This window comes from Terrabacter sp. NPDC000476 (assembly GCF_040300125.1).
Classification (GTDB): domain Bacteria; phylum Actinomycetota; class Actinomycetes; order Actinomycetales; family Dermatophilaceae; genus Terrabacter.
The window spans coordinates 469,671-486,580 of the sequence record NZ_JBEPDF010000001.1 but is presented as its reverse complement, the minus strand read 5'-3'; the positions used below and the strand labels follow the sequence as shown (position 1 = coordinate 486,580).

Annotated in this window: 17 protein-coding genes and 1 tRNA gene; 13 read left to right on the top strand and 5 right to left on the bottom strand. The window is 74.4% G+C overall.

The annotated features are described in order from the left end of the window. Window positions 1–146 precede the first annotated feature (146 nt). Window positions 147–1,898 (bottom strand): alkaline phosphatase family protein, encoded by a 1,752-nt coding sequence (locus ABT295_RS02270; RefSeq protein ID WP_352392796.1) that lies wholly within the window; start codon window positions 1,896–1,898, stop codon window positions 147–149. Beyond that, on the bottom strand, window positions 1,895–2,653 hold the full coding sequence (locus ABT295_RS02265; RefSeq protein WP_352392795.1) for a CDP-alcohol phosphatidyltransferase family protein: 759 nt from the start codon (window positions 2,651–2,653) through the stop codon (window positions 1,895–1,897). The genes ABT295_RS02270 and ABT295_RS02265 overlap by 4 nt, the downstream gene beginning before the upstream one ends. 104 nt (window positions 2,654–2,757) lie before the next feature. On the opposite strand from ABT295_RS02265, the gene ABT295_RS02260 reads away from it, so the two are divergent. Genes ABT295_RS02260 through ABT295_RS02235 form a run of 6 tightly spaced genes read left to right on the top strand, consistent with a single transcriptional unit; the run spans window position 2,758 to window position 7,719 of the window. Then, window positions 2,758–3,756, top strand: a complete 999-nt coding sequence (locus tag ABT295_RS02260) for a zinc-dependent alcohol dehydrogenase (protein WP_352392794.1) — start codon at window positions 2,758–2,760, stop codon at window positions 3,754–3,756. A 38-nt stretch (window positions 3,757–3,794) separates the two neighbouring features. After that, complete coding sequence (locus ABT295_RS02255; protein ID WP_352392793.1) at window positions 3,795–4,193, top strand: 6-pyruvoyl trahydropterin synthase family protein; 399 nt, start codon at window positions 3,795–3,797, stop codon at window positions 4,191–4,193. Beyond that, window positions 4,181–5,338 carry a glycosyltransferase family 4 protein gene (locus ABT295_RS02250; RefSeq protein ID WP_352392792.1) on the top strand — a complete coding sequence of 386 codons (1,158 nt, stop codon included), beginning with the start codon at window positions 4,181–4,183 and terminating at the stop codon, window positions 5,336–5,338. Before ABT295_RS02255 ends, ABT295_RS02250 begins: the two co-directional genes overlap by 13 nt. A gap of 26 nt (window positions 5,339–5,364) precedes the next feature. Further along, window positions 5,365–6,330, top strand: a complete 966-nt coding sequence (locus ABT295_RS02245) for a lysylphosphatidylglycerol synthase transmembrane domain-containing protein (protein ID WP_352392791.1) — start codon at window positions 5,365–5,367, stop codon at window positions 6,328–6,330. Next, complete coding sequence (locus ABT295_RS02240) at window positions 6,323–7,018, top strand: RibD family protein (RefSeq protein ID WP_352392790.1); 696 nt, start codon at window positions 6,323–6,325, stop codon at window positions 7,016–7,018. The genes ABT295_RS02245 and ABT295_RS02240 overlap by 8 nt, the downstream gene beginning before the upstream one ends. Then, window positions 7,015–7,719 (top strand): GTP cyclohydrolase II, encoded by a 705-nt coding sequence (locus tag ABT295_RS02235; RefSeq protein WP_352392789.1) that lies wholly within the window; start codon window positions 7,015–7,017, stop codon window positions 7,717–7,719. Before ABT295_RS02240 ends, ABT295_RS02235 begins: the two co-directional genes overlap by 4 nt. A gap of 25 nt (window positions 7,720–7,744) precedes the next feature. On the opposite strand, the gene ABT295_RS02230 is transcribed toward ABT295_RS02235, so the two are convergent. After that, complete coding sequence (locus ABT295_RS02230) at window positions 7,745–8,716, bottom strand: SDR family NAD(P)-dependent oxidoreductase (RefSeq protein ID WP_352392788.1); 972 nt, start codon at window positions 8,714–8,716, stop codon at window positions 7,745–7,747. 69 nt (window positions 8,717–8,785) lie between these two features. Between ABT295_RS02230 and ABT295_RS02225 the strand changes: the two genes are divergently transcribed. Then, a complete protein-coding gene (locus tag ABT295_RS02225; protein WP_352392787.1) occupies window positions 8,786–9,526 on the top strand; it encodes a TspO-related membrane protein in 741 nt (246 codons plus the stop codon). A gap of 37 nt (window positions 9,527–9,563) precedes the next feature. On the opposite strand, the gene ABT295_RS02220 is transcribed toward ABT295_RS02225, so the two are convergent. Further along, window positions 9,564–10,916, bottom strand: a complete 1,353-nt coding sequence (locus tag ABT295_RS02220) for a trypsin-like peptidase domain-containing protein (protein ID WP_352392786.1) — start codon at window positions 10,914–10,916, stop codon at window positions 9,564–9,566. 187 nt (window positions 10,917–11,103) lie between these two features. Then, a complete protein-coding gene (locus ABT295_RS02215; RefSeq protein WP_352392785.1) occupies window positions 11,104–12,630 on the bottom strand; it encodes an AAA-type ATPase lid domain-containing protein in 1,527 nt (508 codons plus the stop codon). A 178-nt stretch (window positions 12,631–12,808) separates the two neighbouring features. Here ABT295_RS02215 and ABT295_RS02210 point away from each other — a divergent pair, with 178 nt between their 5' ends. The 6 genes from ABT295_RS02210 (at window position 12,809) to ABT295_RS02185 (ending at window position 16,903) form a co-directional block, all read left to right on the top strand. Next, window positions 12,809–13,885 (top strand): amidohydrolase family protein, encoded by a 1,077-nt coding sequence (locus ABT295_RS02210; RefSeq protein ID WP_352392784.1) that lies wholly within the window; start codon window positions 12,809–12,811, stop codon window positions 13,883–13,885. Window positions 13,886–13,887: 2 nt separating this feature from the next. Further along, complete coding sequence (locus ABT295_RS02205) at window positions 13,888–14,703, top strand: iron-sulfur cluster assembly protein (RefSeq protein ID WP_352392783.1); 816 nt, start codon at window positions 13,888–13,890, stop codon at window positions 14,701–14,703. Next, the gene (locus ABT295_RS02200; protein WP_352392782.1) at window positions 14,700–15,734 is read left to right on the top strand and encodes an NAD(P)-dependent alcohol dehydrogenase; all 1,035 of its coding nucleotides are present in this window, start codon (window positions 14,700–14,702) and stop codon (window positions 15,732–15,734) included. The genes ABT295_RS02205 and ABT295_RS02200 overlap by 4 nt, the downstream gene beginning before the upstream one ends. 11 nt (window positions 15,735–15,745) lie before the next feature. Beyond that, window positions 15,746–16,258: a DUF1097 domain-containing protein gene (locus ABT295_RS02195; protein WP_352392781.1), complete on the top strand. Its 513-nt coding sequence runs from the start codon at window positions 15,746–15,748 to the stop codon at window positions 16,256–16,258. Window positions 16,259–16,394: 136 nt separating this feature from the next. Next, window positions 16,395–16,721: a putative quinol monooxygenase gene (locus ABT295_RS02190; protein WP_352392780.1), complete on the top strand. Its 327-nt coding sequence runs from the start codon at window positions 16,395–16,397 to the stop codon at window positions 16,719–16,721. A gap of 109 nt (window positions 16,722–16,830) precedes the next feature. Then, window positions 16,831–16,903 (top strand) — tRNA-Gly (locus tag ABT295_RS02185). Window positions 16,904–16,910 lie beyond the last annotated feature (7 nt).

The following is a 16,910-nucleotide window of genomic DNA, read 5'->3' as shown; positions in this document are numbered from 1 at the left end:
CCACCTGTCCAGACGGTGCGCAGACGAGAAACATCGCACCCACGCTCTGGTCACGCACTCCGTCGAACGAGAGGTGCAGGTGGTGCACCCCCGCTGACACGGGAAGTGCTGTTGCTCCGAGCCGGCGACGTGACGCCGGCGGCCTTTCAGCGGGCGCGGGGGCTGAACGCGGTGAGGAACGCGTCACGGAAACGGTCCATCGCCCAGACCGGGGAGCTCGGTCCGGGCCGCAGGCCGACGTCCCATGACCACGACGAGATCCTCTGCAGCACAAGGGGATCGCTGCTCAGGATGCTGATCGGCACGTCGTGACCGGCATCCTCGCCGGAGACGACGGCGACCGGCTGGTGGTCGCCCAGCACGACGACGACCGGATCCTGGTCGCGGGGCTGCTGGAGGAAGCCGACGATGCTGTCGAGCGAGTAGGCCACCGAGGCGCCGTATGCCGCCCGCAACCTCTGCGGGTTGCTCCAGACCTCGTCCGCCGGCGTCGCCGTGCGCGCCTGTGCTGCGTAGACCGACCCGTCGCCGAGACTCGCCCAGTCGACGAGCCGGGGGAGCGGCGCCCACGGCACGTGGCTCGTCACGAGGTCGACCTCGGCCATGACGGGCGGCCGGGCCGTCGCGGACCTCGCGCCGAGCTCGGCGCGGCCGAGGGCCGCGAGGGTGAACTGGTCGGGCACCGGGGCATAGCCGAAACCCGGGCCCGCGTAGCCGAGCGACCGGGCGTCGTAGATCCGGTCGTAGCCGTAGAAGGCCTCGCCCTCGGGCCAGTCCCTCCGGTCGGCGGGCACGACGGCCACGGTGCGCCACCCGGCTCCCGCGAAGGCCCGGGTCAGCGAGAGGCGTGGGGACTCGGTCGCTCCCGTGTCGAGCAGCTGGTCGTAGCGCTGCGAGGTGTCGACCCACAGACCGGACTGGAGCGTGGAGTGCGCGAGCCAGCTGAAGCCGCCGAAGGTCGGGGAGGTGAGCCACGCGCTGCGCGCTGCGTAGCCGGCCGATCCGAGCGCCTCGGTGCCGGTCGTCAGGGCACGGTCGACCTCGGGGCTCGCCTCGACGGCCACCCGCCCGTAGCTCTCGACGAAGACGACGAGGACGTCCTTCCCGCGCAGGACCGTGAGCAGGTCGCGCGCGGGGACCGTGGCCATCGGGTCGGCAGCAACCAGGGCCGCGAAGGCGTCGCGGTCACGGAGGCCGTCACGGATGCCGGTGGCCTCCCGGCTCGCCAGCCTGACGACGTCGGTGGAGGCCACGGGCGCCACCGAGGTGGTCGTCCACCCCACCGACGCGAGCACGACCCAGACCGCCGCCGCGCCCACGGCCGCGCGCAACGACGTCCGTCGGTGCCGACGGAGCGCGCGCCGGACCCGCCCCACCGCCCACGGCGTCAGGACGAGGAGCAGGAGCAGCGCCAGCCCGGCCCCGACCGCGACGGCGACCGCGGTCACCGGGCTCGTCGAGTCGCCGAGGAACGACCCGGCAGCCCCGGCGTAGCGCCAGTCGGTGAGCGGGTTGAACGGGCGGTACATCGCGGCGAAGAAGGCCACGTCGAGCACCCGGACCGCCAGCAGGGCCCCGAGCGCCACCCCGACGGCCGCGCCGAGGCACCGCGCGACGCCCTCGCGCACGGCGAGCAGCAGCAGGACGAGGACGATGCCCTCGGCCGGCAGTCGGAGCAGCTCGACGGGCGCCGGACGCCAGCCCCGCACCGGCACCGGGGCGACGAGGGCCACCCACACGAGCAGCACCGCGAGCACCGTGACGAGCGCCCCGCTCCATCGACGCCACCGTGGCGGGTCGTCCGACGTCCGCTCGCCGCCGTGCCGGCCGCTGTGCTCGCCGGCCGCGCGCGTCGACGGGACCCCGGTGGCCCGGGCGCGGGTCGGTAGCCCCGTCACAGCGACGCCTCCGCGTCCACGACGGGCACCCACCCGGGGGCGTCGGGGGCCGGCCGCGCGCCCGCCTGACGACGCAGCTCGAGCACCTCGGTGCCGAAGGAGGCGGCGAGCAGGCCCAGTCCCGTCGCGACGACGAGGACCGCGACGGTCGAGGGCAGGGCCCCGGAGGCCACGGCCGTGAGCCCGACGCCCTGGTAGGCGGCCACGACCTTGCGCCACCGGCGCGCAGGCACCTGACCGCGCAGCCACGGCATACGGCGACCGGCGAGCGCGACGACGAGCAGCAGGTAGCGGGCGGCGCCGACCGCGAGCACCCACCCTCCGAGGAGCGTGGCGGCGTGCACGCTGAGGATGGCGATGAGCGCGGCGTCGGTCTCGAGGTCGAAGCGCGCGCCGAGGGGGTGCACCGTGCCCGTGCGCCTCGCGACCCGGCCGTCCACGGCGTCGAGCACGAGCGCGACACCCGCCACGACGACGAGCAGACCGGCGCGCGGGTCGGAACCCGGCCGCGCCGTCGCGTCGGCCACGAGCGCCGCCACGCCACAGGTGAGCACGGCGCGCGCGAGCGTCACCCGGTCGCCGGGCAGCAGTCGCCACCGTGAGGCCCGGGCGAGCCCGAGCCGGAGCGACGCGGCGAGGACGAGACCGCCGGTCGCGCCGACGACCCAGCCGGCCGGGCCCGGACGCACGACTGCGAGCAGGAGCGGCACCGCGGTCAGCCCGACCAGCGGGCCGGGAGGGAAGACGTGGCGCACGGGAGCCTCCGGCGGGGCGTCGAGCGTTGCTGGACGAGAGTGCTGTCGACCCGAGGACGCCGAGGACCCGGACGCCGTTCACCGCGCGCCCTAGGGTGGTGCCCGTGTCCACCGCTGCGGCAGCGTTCTGGGTGGTCGCGCCGGGCCGGGGCGCGATCCGCCCGGTCACCGTGCGCGACCCGGGGCCCGGGGAGGTGCGCGTGCGCGCGCTGTACTCGGGCGTCAGCCGGGGCACCGAGCTGCTGGTGCACGGCGGCCACGTGCCGGCCGACCAGTACGCGCTCATGCGAGCGCCGCACCAGGAGGGAGACTTCCCCCACCCGGTGAAGTACGGCTACCTCTCCGTCGGAGTCGTCGAGGCGGGCGAGCCGGACCTCGTCGGGCGCCGCGTCTTCTGCCTCCACCCGCACCAGACGGTCTACGTCGTGCCGGCGAGTGCCGTGGTGCCGGTGCCCGACGAGGTGCCCTCGCGCCGTGCGGTGCTGGCAGGCACGGTCGAGACCGCGGTCAACGCGGCCTGGGACGCCGCCCCCCGCGTCGGCGACCGCGTCGCCGTCGTCGGCGCGGGGATGGTCGGCTGCTGCGTCGCCCGCCTGCTCGGCGGCATCCCCGGCGTGCACGTGACGCTCGTCGACGTCGACGAGGGGCGTGAGGCCGTGGCGGGGGCGCTCGGCGTCGACTTCGCGCGGCCCGACCAGCTGACGTCGTCGGGCGACCACGACCTCGTCGTGCACACGAGCGCCACCGGCGCGGGCCTGCAGCTCTCCCTCGATCTGCTCGGGCCGGAGGCGAGCGTGCTCGAGCTCAGCTGGTACGGCGACCGGCGGGTCGAGCTCTCCCTCGGCGGGGCCTTCCACTCGTCCCGGCTGCGCATCCGGGCGAGCCAGGTCGGCGCGGTCCCCGCGTCACGACGCTCGCGCCGCACGCACACCGAGCGCCTCGAGCTGGCCCTGCGCCTGCTCGCCGACCCGGCCTACGACGCGCTGCTGACCGGGGACTCGCCCTTCGACGCCCTGCCGGGCGTCATGGCCGCCCTCGCCGACGGCTCGCTGCCGGCCGTCTGCCAGACCGTGAGCTACCCAGCACCTCACGCGACGACCTGACCCGACGACCTGACCCGACGACCTGACCCGGAGAGACGATGTTCAGCGTCACCGTGCGAGACCACCTGATGATCGCCCACAGCTTCCGCGGCGAGGTCTTCGGACCCGCGCAGCGCCTGCACGGTGCGACCTTCGTCGCCGACGTGACCTTCCGCGGGCCCGAGCTCGACGGCGACGGCATCCTCGTCGACATCGGCCGGGCCACCACCGTGGTGCACGACGTCGTGGCAGCGCTCAGCTACCGCAACCTCGACGACGAGCCGGCCTTCGCGGGGACGAACAGCACGACCGAGGTGGTGGCCCGCTTCGTCGCGGAACAGGTCGCGGGGCGCATCCGGGCCGGCGAGACGGGCGCCGACGAGGGCCGGCTGACCGGCCTGGTCGTCACGCTGCACGAGTCGCACGTGGCGTGGGCGAGCTACGAGTGCGACCTCTGAGCGACGTCCGCGAGATCCACGCCGTCGTCCCGGCGGGCATCGACGACCCGGACCGGCCCAGTGGGGGCAACACCTACGACCGGCGGGTGCTGGACGGGCTCGCGGTCCTCGGGTGGCGCGTGGTGGAGCACCGCGTCGCCGGTGCCTGGCCGGCTCCGGACGAGGGCGCGCTGCGCGGTCTGGCGGCCGTCGTCGCCGCGGTGCCCGACGCCGGCCTCGTGCTCGTCGACGGTCTCGTCGCCTCGGCGGCCGAGCACGTCCTCGTCGGGGAGGCTTCTCGCGTCACCCTCGTGCCGCTGGTGCACCTGCCGCTGGGGGTGACCGACGCCGGGGCGTCGGCCGCCGAGGGGCGCGTGCTGACCGCCTCCGCCGCCGTCGTGGTGACGAGCAGCTGGACGGGCGAGTGGCTGCGCGCGACCCACCGGTTGCCGGTGGGGACGGTGCACGTGTGCCCACCGGGCGTCGACGCCGCGCCGGCGGCCTCGGGCAGCGCCGCGGGCACCCGCCTGCTCTGCGTCGGGCCCGTCACCCGGCTCAAGGGCCACCTCGACCTCGTCGAGGCGCTCGTCCGGGTGCGCGACCTGCCGTGGACGTGCTCCCTCCTGGGCTCCACGGCCGTCGAACCGTCCACCGTCGCCCGCGTGGAGGAGATCCTCGCGCGGACCGGCCTGGTCGAGCGCGTGCGCCTCCTCGGTCCACGAGCGTACGTCGATGTCGGAAGGGCCTACGCGAGCGCGGATCTCGTGGTCCAGCCCTCTCACGTCGAGACCTACGGGATGGTCGTGGGTGAGGCGCTGGCGCGGGGTGTGCCGGCCCTCGTGGCTGCCGTCGGCGGGGTGGCCGAGGCCCTCGGGTCGACGGATGCCGGGGTGCCGGGGATGCTCGTGCCACGCGGCCGCCCCGAGGAGCTGGCGGCGTCGCTGCGCTCGTGGCTGACCGATGCCGGGCTGCGCGAGGAGCTGCGGCGCCGAGCCGCCCGGCGACGCGCGACGACGACCTCGTGGGCGCGCACCGTCGCCGCTGTCGACGCGGCCCTGCTGACCGCTGTCGAGTCGGCTCCGCGCACCAGGCAGAGCTCGGCAGGGGTGGCGGACGACGACGGCCCCGGCGCTGAACCGGGCGGGCGCGACCGACGTCGTCACTGACAGGACCAGGGAGGGAGGTCGGGTCGGTGGGACGGGCATCCGCGTGGCTGCGCCCGCTCGGCGGGATCGTCATCCTGGCCGTGCTGGTGTGGCGCGTCGGCGGCGACGCCTTCCTCACCGCCCTGGAACGCCTCCACCTCGCCCCGCTCGTCCTCGCGGCTGCGATCGTGGCCCTGACGACGGTGCTCGGTGCCTGGCGCTGGGTGCTCGTGGCGCGGGCGCTCGGCACCCGGCTGGGCCTCGGCGAAGCCGTCGCGGAGTGCTACCGGTCGCAACTGCTCAACGTCACCCTGCCGGGCGGGGTGCTCGGCGACGTGAACCGTGGCGTGCGGCACGGAAGGGGCGCCGACGACGTCGGTCGTGGCCTGCGGAGCGTCCTGTGGGAACGCACCGCGGGACAGGTCGTGCTCGTCGTCGTCGCGACCGGCGTCCTCCTGTTCGATCCCTCTCGGGCCCTGCTGGCACCGTCCGCGGTCGGCATCGCGCTGCTCACCGTGGCGGCGGGCGGGCTGCTCCTCACGTTCTCGCTGCGTGTCGCCGGCACCCGCCGGGGCGAGCCGACGCGGGTGGGCCGAGTCCTGCAGGGCGCGCTCGACGACGTGCGCACAGGGCTGCACGACCGGCACACGTCGGCGCGAGTGCTCCTCGCCTCGTGCCTGGTCGTGGCCGGCCACGTGGGCACCTTTCTCCTCGCCGCCCGCACCGCGGGCGTCACGGCACCCACCGGCCGCCTCGTACCGCTCGCGCTCGTCGCCCTCGTCGCGATGGGACTGCCGCTCAACGTCGCCGGCTGGGGGCCGCGCGAGGGCGTGGCGGCCTGGTCGTTCGGCGTGGCTGGGCTGGGCGCCGGCGCCGGCGTCACGACGGCCGTGGTCCACGGGGTCATGACGCTCGTCGCGGTGCTGCCCGGCGTCGTGCTGCTCGTGGGGCCGGCCCGGTGGCCGCGCGCCCGACGCGCCGCGGCAGCCCACGAAGGAGCAGCCCGTGGCTGACCGGCCCTACACCCTCCTCAGCTGCGGCATGTCGATCGACGGCTACCTGAGTGCCGGCACCGAGCAACGGCTGCTGCTGTCCAACGAGGCGGACTTCGACCGGGTCGACGGGGAGCGCGCCGCGAGCGACGCCATCCTCGTCGGTGCCAGCACCATCCGTGCGGACGACCCCCACCTGCTCGTGCGGTCGCCCGCGCGGCGGGCCGACCGGGTGGCACGCGGCCTCCCACCCTCGCCCGTCAAGGTCACCGTGACGAGGAACGCCGAGCTTGACTGCGCCGCAGCCTTCTTCGCGCCGGACGGCACCGACAAGGTGGTCTACTGCCCCAGCGACGTGGTGGGCCGGGCGCGCTCCCGGCTGGGCGCGGTCGCGACCGTGGTGGACGCCGGTCACCCGCCGACGATGCGGCGCGTGTGCGACGACCTCGGGGAGCGCGGGACGCGACGGCTCATGGTCGAGGGCGGCGGCACCCTGCACACGCAGCTGCTCGTCGACGACCTCGTCGACGAGCTCCAGCTCGTCGTCGCACCCCTCTTCGTCGGCGACTCCGCCGCCTGCCGGTTCGTCGGCGACGGCCGCTATCCCTGGAACTCCGGGCGCCGCGCGACGCTCGCCGAGGTGCGCCAGATCGGCGACGTCGTGCTGCTCCGGTATGCCCTGTCGCCGCGGTTCCGGGAGGGGCCGTGACCGCCGAGCCCACGTCCCGGGAGACCGGCCCGGCGACGGTCCGCTCTCACGTGCTCGTGCCGATCGGCTTCGCGGACGGCTTCTCCGCCACGGCCCGCATCGTCAGCTTCGACGGCCTCGTCGACGGGCGCGAGCACGTCGCGATCGGCCTCGGCGACCGGGCGGAGACATCCTCGGCGGGTGCGCGGGCGCACCCGCCGGACCTCGCGCCGACCGTCGTCCGCCTCCACAGCGAGTGCCTGACGGGCGACGTCTTCGGCAGCGGACGCTGCGACTGCGGCGCCCAGCTGCGCGAGTCGGTGGAGCGCCTGTCGGCCACCGGCGGCTACCTGCTCTACCTGCGGCAGGAGGGCCGGGGGATCGGGCTGTATCCCAAGCTCGACGCCTACGTGCTGCAGGACAGCGGTCTCGACACCTACGACGCGAACGTCGCGCTCGGCTTCCGCGCCGACGAGCGCGACTACACCGTGGCCGCCCAGATGCTCGGTGCCCTGGGCGTGACGCGAATCGCCCTGCTCAGCAACAACCCCGACAAGGTGAGGCAGCTGCGCGCGCTCGGCGTCACGGTCACCTCGCGGGTGCCCACCGGGGTGCACCTCTCCCGGACGAACGCGGCCTACCTGCGCACCAAGGCGCGCCGCGGGGCGCACGCCCTCGACCTGCCCGTGGCGATGCAGGAGGTCGGGTCGGGGTCGGGCTGAGCGACGGCGCCGCGCGTCCCCCGGGTCACGCTCCTCGTGACGGCAGCAGGGCCCCGAGGGCCGCACCGATCCCCGAACCGTGCCCGCCCCTCAGCCTGTTGCCCGCCGGCACGCTCTGCCTGACGTTGCCCGGCCCGGCCGGCATCGGGACCGACCGGTCCGAGGCCAGCCTGCCGAAGAGGGGACCGACGAGAGCGTCGAAGACACGCGGCAGCATCGTGAAACCTGCCCGCGTGAGCCCGTCGATCCCACCCCCGTGCGTGACCGGTCGTGGGCGGCGCAGCACGTCGACGACGAGCCCGCCGGCCTTCTCGGCCGACCACACGACCGGTGGCGGCTGCCCGGCGGGACCGCCGGCATACGCCGCCTGCCGGTAGATCGGGGTGTCGACGCCGGGGAGCGAGACGTAGGAGACGTGCACGCCGCGCACGTCGCGGTTCTCGACGAGCGCCTGCCGGGCGAGTGCGCGCACGCCCCACTTGCTCACGGTGTAGGCACTCATCGTGGGCACGGCGATGTGCCCGATCATCGACCCGACGAGCACGACCGAGCCGCGGCCCTGGGCACGCAGCAGGGGCAGCGTGTGGCGCAGCACGTTCGCCGAGCCGAGCAGGTTGGTGTGCACGACGGCGTCGAAGAGGGGAGCCCCGAGCTCCTCGAGCCGTCCGTACGCGACGACGCCCGCGCAGTTGGCCACCCCGTCGAGGCGGCCGTATGCGTCCACGACCGCCGCGACCGCCGTCGCCACGGCGTCGTCGTCGCGCAGGTCGGTGGGCAGCACGACCACGTCGGCCGCGCCGAGACGCCGGCACTCGTCGGCCGCCCGCTCGAGCGCGTCGCGGTCGCGGGCCACGAGCGCGAGCCGGGCGCCGATCCGGGCGAGCTCGTGCGCTGCGGCGAGGCCGATGCCGCTCGACGCGCCGGTCACGAGGACCGCAGCTCCGTGGAGGACGTCGGGGTGCGGTCGGCGGCCGGTTCGTCGCGTGGGTGTGCTCATGTCGGGGACCGTGCCCGGTCTGCCGGCCTGCCAAACCCAACGTTGGACAGACCGTCGTATCGTCGGCTCATGGAGCTGCGGGCGGGCAGGAGGACCGGGCGTCGCGACCGGGCACGGCAGGCCGGCGTCATCGGCCTCGTCCTCGGCGGCATCGCGGCGGGTGCGTCCGGCGACTACGGCTCGTCGACGACCACCCCGAACCCGCTCGTGCCGGCCGACGGGGCCTTCGCCATCTGGGCGCCGATCTATGCGGGGTGCCTGGGCTACGCCGTGCACCAGGCGCGTCCGTCGCAGGCCGATCGCGAGATCCACCGACGGGTCGGCCTGCCGCTCGCGTCGTGCGTCGCGCTCTCCGGCACCTGGGTGTGGCTGCAGGACCCGCCGCTGCGCCAGCTGCCCGCGATCGGTGCGACTCTCGCGGCCGGCCTCGTCGCCCACCAACGGGCGGCCGCCCTCGCAGGCGACTCCCAGGACCGGTGGTTGGTCGCCGCACCGTCCGGGCTGCTCGCCGGGTGGCTCACCCTGGCCTCCGTGGTCGCCACGACCGAGGTGGCCATCGCCTCGGGCGTCGGGCCGCCACCGGGGGCCCGGGTGGCGGCGGTCGCGGTGGTCTCGGGCGTGGCCACCCTCGCCTGCACCGCGTTCCCCGACGCGCGGCCGCCACGGACGTACCGCGGCGCCATCGCCTGGGGCCTCGCCGGCGTGGCGCGCGCATCGTGGCGCAAGGAACGCGCCACCGCCGTCGCGGCCGGTCTGGGCGCTGTGGCGATCACGGCCCGGTCGCTGCTGCTCCCGCCCCTCGGGGGCTGAGGACCGGGCACCCGGAGTCGTGCTGCGGGGAGGCCCGTCAGCAGGGGCGTGGCGGCGCCGCGTCGGTGACGCGGTGGACCAGCCAGCCGCCTCCCGAACGCCGCAGCTGCACCTGTTGCTCCTGCTCGACGCACGAGCGACCCTCGACGCGGTGCGCGGGGTCGAGACGGGTGCGCAGCTCGACCGAGGCGTCGACGACGTCGCCCGAGCCGACGATCCGGCGCACGGTGACGTGGTCCCAGTGGCGCCCCGCCTGCTCGTCGCGCCACTTCTCGAGACCGCCGAGCCGGTCCTGCCGGTCGGGGGTGAAGACGGCGAACGCCACCTCGTGCCCGCCGGTGTTGAGCGCCTGGCCCTGCAGGGAGATCGCGGCCGCGACGTCGCGGGCGTACGAGTGCCCGCTGCGCACCTCGACCGTCGGCGCCTGCGAGTCGCCGAGCGGGGGAGCGACGTCGCCGTAGCACTCGAGCAGGTCGCGGCTGGGCGCGTCGCGCCACCGGGCCACGTCCGCGGCGATCGATGCCGCCGGGACGACGACGGCCGGGCTGCGCAGCCACGCCGGGTCGGCCGTGGCCGCGGGGCGCTTCGTGCGCGGGCGCTGGCCGAGCGCCTCGAGCTTGGCGTTCCGGCCGTCGGCGGAGGTGTCGAGCCCCGACACCCACAGGGCCGGACCCGTGACGAGCCCGACGACCGCTCCAGCGGCGTCGACGACCGGGCCGCCCGTGACGGCGTCGTTCACGCGCGCGTCGGTGCCGAACGCCTCGGTGGCCTTGATCGACCCGTAGTCGACGGCGACGCCGCGGCCCGCGGTCGCCTCCGTCGCCCGCAGGTCGAAGCTGCCGAGCGGGAAGCCGAGCAGGCCCACCGCCGTCGTCGACGGGGCCCCGCTCGCGGCGAGACGCACCGTGGCCGGCGCGACGGGTGCCGCGGTGCGCAGCACGGCGACGTCGGAGGTGCGGTCGATGCCGACGACGAGCGCCGAGACGACGCCACCGGCGTACTGGACGGAGAGGGCCGACGCGCCCGTGGCGACGTGACCGGCGGTGACGACGAGGTCGTCGGCCACGAAGAAGCCGCTGCCGACGACCCGGGTGTCGCAGCCGGCCACGTCGATGCGGACGAGCGCCGGGCCCGTGCGCTCGGCGACCTCGGTCCACGCGCGCGAGCCGGAGACGTACGGCTTCTCGACCCCGGGGCCCGGGTCCCGACCCGATGCGTCGTCCGAGGAGCCCGACGTGGTGCGCGCCGACGGCGTGGGTGCCGCCGCGCCGGTGACGACGGGCGCGGGTGCGTCGACGGTGACGACCACCGGCGCGGGAGGCAGCAGCGAGCAGCCGCCCAGGCTCAGGGCCGTAGCCGCCACCACGGTCAGGACGCGTGCGCCACCCATGTCGTTCTCCTCGTCGATCTGAGGCAACGGTGACACAGCCGAGCACCCTTCCCGAGCACGACGCGCGGGTGTCGATGCGTGGTTTCGCCCGAAAACGCACGTCGGTGGTCGCCGGTGGTCAGGGGCGGGTCGCGGGTGCGTCGCGGGCCGTCCCGGGCCGTCCCGGGAGCCGTGGGGACGACGGCCCTCAGTCCTTGAGCAGGTGCAGGTCGTACTGCGCGAGCTTGCGGTAGATCGTCGCGCGGCTCATGCCCAGCTCGGTCGCGGCCTCGCGCATCGTCACGCCCGGGCGGGTGAGGCAGCGCACGATCTCCTCGCGCTCGAAGGCCTCGATCCGGGTGAGTCGGCGTCCCGACCCGCTCAGCACCTCCGAGGGCAGGTGCATCGTGTCGACGACGTCGGCCCGGCCGGCCGCCTGGCGCACGACGCGGACGAGCTGGTCCACGTTCCCCGGCCATCCGCACGATGTCAGGGCCCGCTCGGCCGCCGCCGTGAAGGGGACGCTGCGGCCTCGTGCTCGACCGGCCACGTGCCGGGCGAGCGGCAGCACGTCGTCGGCGCGGTCGCGCAGGGGTGGCACCTCGACGACGGTGTCGACGAGGGCCGCGAGCCCGGCGGGCAGTGCGCCGAGGCTCTCGGCCGTCAGCGCCCACGTCGGGGACGTGGAGGAGGTCGCGGTCGACGGCACGTCCCTGCCGACGGGGTCGCCCACGCCGGCCCGTGTGGACACCAGGTCGCGGAGCGAGCCGGCGGCCCACGTGGGCAGCTCGTCGACGTCGCAGACGAGCACCCCGGTGTGCGGCTTGCCGATCTCCGGTGCCCAGAGCGACAGCCAGACCTCGACGTCCTGGGGCACGGGGGCACTGGCGCTGAGGATGCGGTCGCGGGGGCGGGCCCGGCGCATCGCCTGCGCGAGCAGGGTCGCCCGGCCCGAGCCGTGCTCGCCGAGGGCGGCCACGACACGTCCGTCGCGCAGGGCCGCGGCCGCGAGGTCGACCGCGTCGGTCCAGGCCGTGGAGAGCTCCGCGAGCGTGCCCGAGCCGGGCTCGAGCCGGGCCGTCTCGACGCGGAAGACCTGGCCGCGCGGGGCGGCCCTCGAGACCTGGCCGCGCGAGCGCGCGAGCATCAGGGCGGCGGTGGTCCCCGCGGCGGACTGGGCGAGGGCGAGCAGCAGGTCGCCCTTCGAGCGGGACCACGTCGTGATGTTGACGGCGCCCTCGAGCCGACCCGTCGCCGGGTCGAGCACCGGCACCGCGGCGCACGTGTACGTGCGCAGGCTCAGGCTGTAGTGCTCCTCGGCGTGCACGAGCGTCGGCATCCGGTCGGCGAGGGCGAGGCCGAGGCCGTTGGTGCCCGCCTCGCGCTCGGAGAACGCGAAGCCCGGGGCGAGGTGCACCGCGTCGAGCGCGCGCAGCAGCGACGTGTCACCGCTCAGCCGGTTGAGCACGAGGCCGTCGGCGTCGGTGAGCATCAGGCTGATCGGCTCGTCGGCCAGGGTCTGGTGCAGCCCCGTCAGCACCTCGCGTCCGCACTGGTGGAAGAGCGAGTCCTCGTGCCCCGTGCCGGTGAAGACCGGCTCGACCGCGTCGAGGGAGACGCCGTAGTCCTCGCTGCGCTGCCAGGAGCGCAGCACCCGCTGCGGCACCGAGAGGGCCGGGTGCGGGTCGCCCAGACCGAGACGCTGCGGCAGTCCGCCGTCCTGCACCGGCTCCATCGCCGCCTCCTCGAGCCCGGGCCCGCGGGCCCCCCTCCGACGTTCCGACGGTACCCCGCAGCACGAGGTGCGCGGAGCGGACGGCGTCTCAAATTGAGACAGCGACCCCGGTGACCGGCGCACCGCGCCTTCCTATCGTCGGAGACGGATCAACGACGATCACACCGGAGGAGACCAGATGTACACGAAGGACGGCGAGAGCTACTTCATCGTCGACGCGCACGTCGCGTTGTGGGACGCCCGGCCCGAGAACCAGCGGAACATCCACGGCAAGCAGTTCATCGACTGCTTCTACGACTACCACCGCAACCTCAGCCCCGAGTCCGAGGTGTGGAGCTACGAGGACTACCTCTACCAGGGCGGCGCCCGACTGAGGAAGGACCTCTTCGACGACGGCTACGTCGACCACGCGATCTTCCAGCCGGCCCACCTCGGCGAGTTCTACGTGAACGGTTTCGGGCAGACCGAGGAGGCCTCGCAGCTGGCGAAGGCCGACCCCGCACGCCTCACGTACAACCACCACTTCGACCCGCGCAACGGCGAGCAGGGCCTCGACCAGCTGCGTGCCGACGTCGAGCGGCTCGGCTTCACCGGCGTCAAGCTCTACACGGCCGAGTGGCACGGTGAGAGCCGGGGCTGGAAGCTCGACGACCCGTGGGCCTATCGCTACTTCGAGGCCTGCCGCGAGCTCGGCGTGACGAAGATCCACGTCCACAAGGGCCCGACGATCCGGCCCCTCGACCGCGACGCCTTCGACGTCGCGGACGTCGACCACGTGGCGAGCGACTTCACCGACCTCACCTTCATCGTCGAGCACGTGGGCCTGCCGCGCCTGGAGGACTTCTGCTGGATCGCGACGCAGGAGCCGAACGTCCACGGCGGCCTCGCCGTCGCGATGCCCTTCATCCACACGCGTCCCCGCTACTTCGCCCAGATCCTCGGCGAGCTCCTCTACTGGATAGGCGAGGACCGCATCCACTTCGCGAGCGACTACGCCATCTGGACGCCGCGCTGGCTCGTCGAGAAGTTCGTCGACTTCCAGATCCCCGAGGACATGACCGAGTACGCCCCCCTGACCACGGCGCAGAAGAAGAAGATCCTCGGCCTCAACGCCGCGAAGCTCTACGGCCTCGACGTGCCCGCCGAGCTGCGGCTCCCCGACGCCGACGAGCCGGCCACCGGCCCGCGTGGCGCCGACGACACGGCCGAGCGGGCCGCCGACACGCAGGGTTCCGACGCTCTCGCCGGGGTCTGACCGTGGCCCTCGCCCCGCTCTCGACCCCGCCCGACACCGCGAGGCGGCAGTCGGCATACGCAGCCCTGTCGGTCGTGCTCGACCCCGAGCTCGACGAGCCGATCACCGACCTCGGCTTCGTGCGCTCGCTCGAGGTGCACGGTGACACCGTGACCGCTCACCTGCGCCTGCCGACGTCGTTCTGCTCGCCGAACTTCGCCTACCTCATGGCCTCGGACACCAAGGACGTGCTGACCGCGCTGCCGTGGACGGGGCACGTCGTCGTCGAGCTCGACGACCACCACGACAGCGACCTCATCAACGCCGGGCTGGCCGCCGACGCGGGCTACCGCGGCACCTTCCGGCACGAGGCGGAGGACGACCTCGACGAGCTGCGCGAGACCTTCCGCCGGAAGGCCCACACGGCCGCGATGGAGCGTTGCCTGACGGCGCTGCTCCGCTCCGACCCGAGCCGGGAGGTCGAGCAGCTGGGCGAGGTCACCCTGGGCGACCTGCCCGACGACGAGCAGGCGCGCGCCCTGCGCCGCCGGCGCGCCGAGATCGGGCTGCCCGACGCGCCAACGGCATTCGTCCTCGTCTCCCACGACGGCTCGAGGTTCGCCCCCGCCGACGTGCCGCTCGCGCTGCGGCGGGCGCGCTCGACGCGCATCTCGATCGACGGCAACGCCCACTTCTGCCGGGGCCTGCTGCGGACCCGCTACCCCGGGTCCGGTGACGACCAGACGGCACGGCTCGACGGGGCCGAGCCCGCTGACGCCCGAGGGGCGTCGAGCTCCACGTTCTTCCCGCTGAGCCAGTTGAAGGAGCACCTGTCATGAGCACCATGCGAGCCGTCCAGGTCGTCGGCTACCACGAGAACCTCGAGATGGCCCAGGTGCCGGTCCCCGAGGCGACCGGTCCCTTCGACGTCGTCGTCCGGATCGGGGGAGCCGGGGTCTGCCGCACCGACCTGCACATCCTCGAGGGCCAGTGGGCCGAGAAGAGCCAGGTCACCCTGCCCTACACGATCGGCCACGAGAACGCAGGCTGGGTGCACGCCGTCGGCAGCGCGGTGACGAACGTCAAGGAGGGCGACAAGGTCATCGTCCACCCGCTCATCACGTGCGGCCTGTGCCGCGCGTGCCGGTCGGGCGACGACGTGCACTGCGAGAGCAACCAGTTCCCGGGCATCGACACGAACGGCGGCTACGCGGAGTACCTGCGCACGTCGGCCCGGAGCGTCGTGCGCATCGACGACTCGCTGGAGCCGAAGGACGTCGCCGCGCTGGCGGACGCCGGCCTCACGGCGTACCACGCGGCCGCCAAGGCGGCCCGCCGCCTCACGCCGCGCGACCGGGTGGCCGTCATCGGCGCGGGAGGCCTCGGGCACATCGGCATCCAGGTGCTCAGGGCGCTCTCGCCGGCAGAGATCGTCGTGGTCGACCGCAACCCCGACGCCGTCAAGCTCGCCGTCGCGATCGGCGCCGACCACGGCATCGTCGCCGACGGCAGCCAGGTCGAGCAGGTGCTCGACCTGACCGGCGGTCACGGCGCCGAGGTCGTCGTCGACTTCGTCGGCGAGGGCGGGGCCACGAAGGAGGGCGTGGCGATGCTGCGCCGGGCCGGCGACTACCACGTCGTGGGCTACGGCGAGAACATCGACGTGCCGACCATCGACATCGTCTCCACCGAGATCAACGTCATCGGCAACCTCGTCGGCTCGTACAACGACCTGTGCGACCTGATGGCCCTCGCCGCACGGGGCGCCGTGACGCTGCACACGCAGACGTACGCGCTCGACGACTTCCAGTCCGCCATCGACGACCTGAACGCGGGCGACGTCCGCGGCCGGGCGATCCTGGTCCCCTGAGAGGAACGGCCATGAAGAACTACCTGGGAGTCGGCATCTCCGTCGGCGTCCTCGCCGGCCTCTGGACGCAGGTCAGCGTGCAGCTCGGCCTCGTCACGTGGGTCGCCTTCATCGCCTGGGCGTGCTTCTTCGCCGCCGGCGGCGGGGCCACGGGCTTGCGCAAGGGGCTCGCCGCGAACCTCAGCGGCGTCGTGTGGGGCTGGCTGGCCAGCCTCGTCGCCGCGCGCGTCGGGTTTCCCGGCTCGCTGGCGATCATCGTGACGGTGCTCGCCTTCGTCCTCTGCGTGCAGGCGGCGGTGTCCCTGCTGTCCTTCATCCCCGGGGCCTTCGCGGGCACCGCGGTCTTCTTCGGCACCTCGTTCGCCTTCTGGCCGACGGTGCTCGCGCTCGTCGTCGGGGCGTGCCTCGGCTGGGCGTCCGGGCTGCTGGGGGAGCGCATCCAGAAGGCCGTCGACGGCAGGCCGCTCGCCGAGACCGGAGGCCCCGTCGAACCGTCCGGACCCGTCACCCCCGCGGCGGCCTGACCGGACCGGCCCGGTGGTCGGCGCGCCCCGAACGGGTACGCCGACCACCGGGCGCCGGCCTCGACCCCAGCCGACGACCACCGCACCGAACCCGCACCGAACGACCACCCGACCCCGCGACGCAGGAGTGATCCCCTTGATCTTCATCACCGCCAAGTTCCCCGTGAAGCCCGAGCACGCCGACGCCTGGCCCGAGATCTCGCGCTCGTTCACCGAGGCGACCCGTGCCGAGGAGGGCTGCCTCTGGTTCGACTGGTCGCGCAGCCTCGACGACCCGACGGAGTACGTCCTCGTCGAGGCGTTCCGCGACGACGCCGCCGGCGGCGCGCACGTGCATAGCGAGCACTTCCGCGAGGCCACCTCCGGCCTGCCCGCCTACCTGTCTGCCACCCCGAAGATCGTCAACACGACCATCGAGGGCACCGAGTGGTCCGAGCTCGGCGAGATGGCCGTCGAGAAGTAGCCGAACCGGCACTCGCAGTGCAGGTTTCACCGGCACGGACCCCGTTTTCGCGCTGGGCCACACCGTCCGCTATGGTCTACCTCGCACCCGGATCAACGGTCCGGGGCAGGCGGACGTAGCTCAGTTGGTAGAGCGCAACCTTGCCAAGGTTGAGGTCGCCGGTTCGAGCCCGGTCGTCCGCTCCGCACG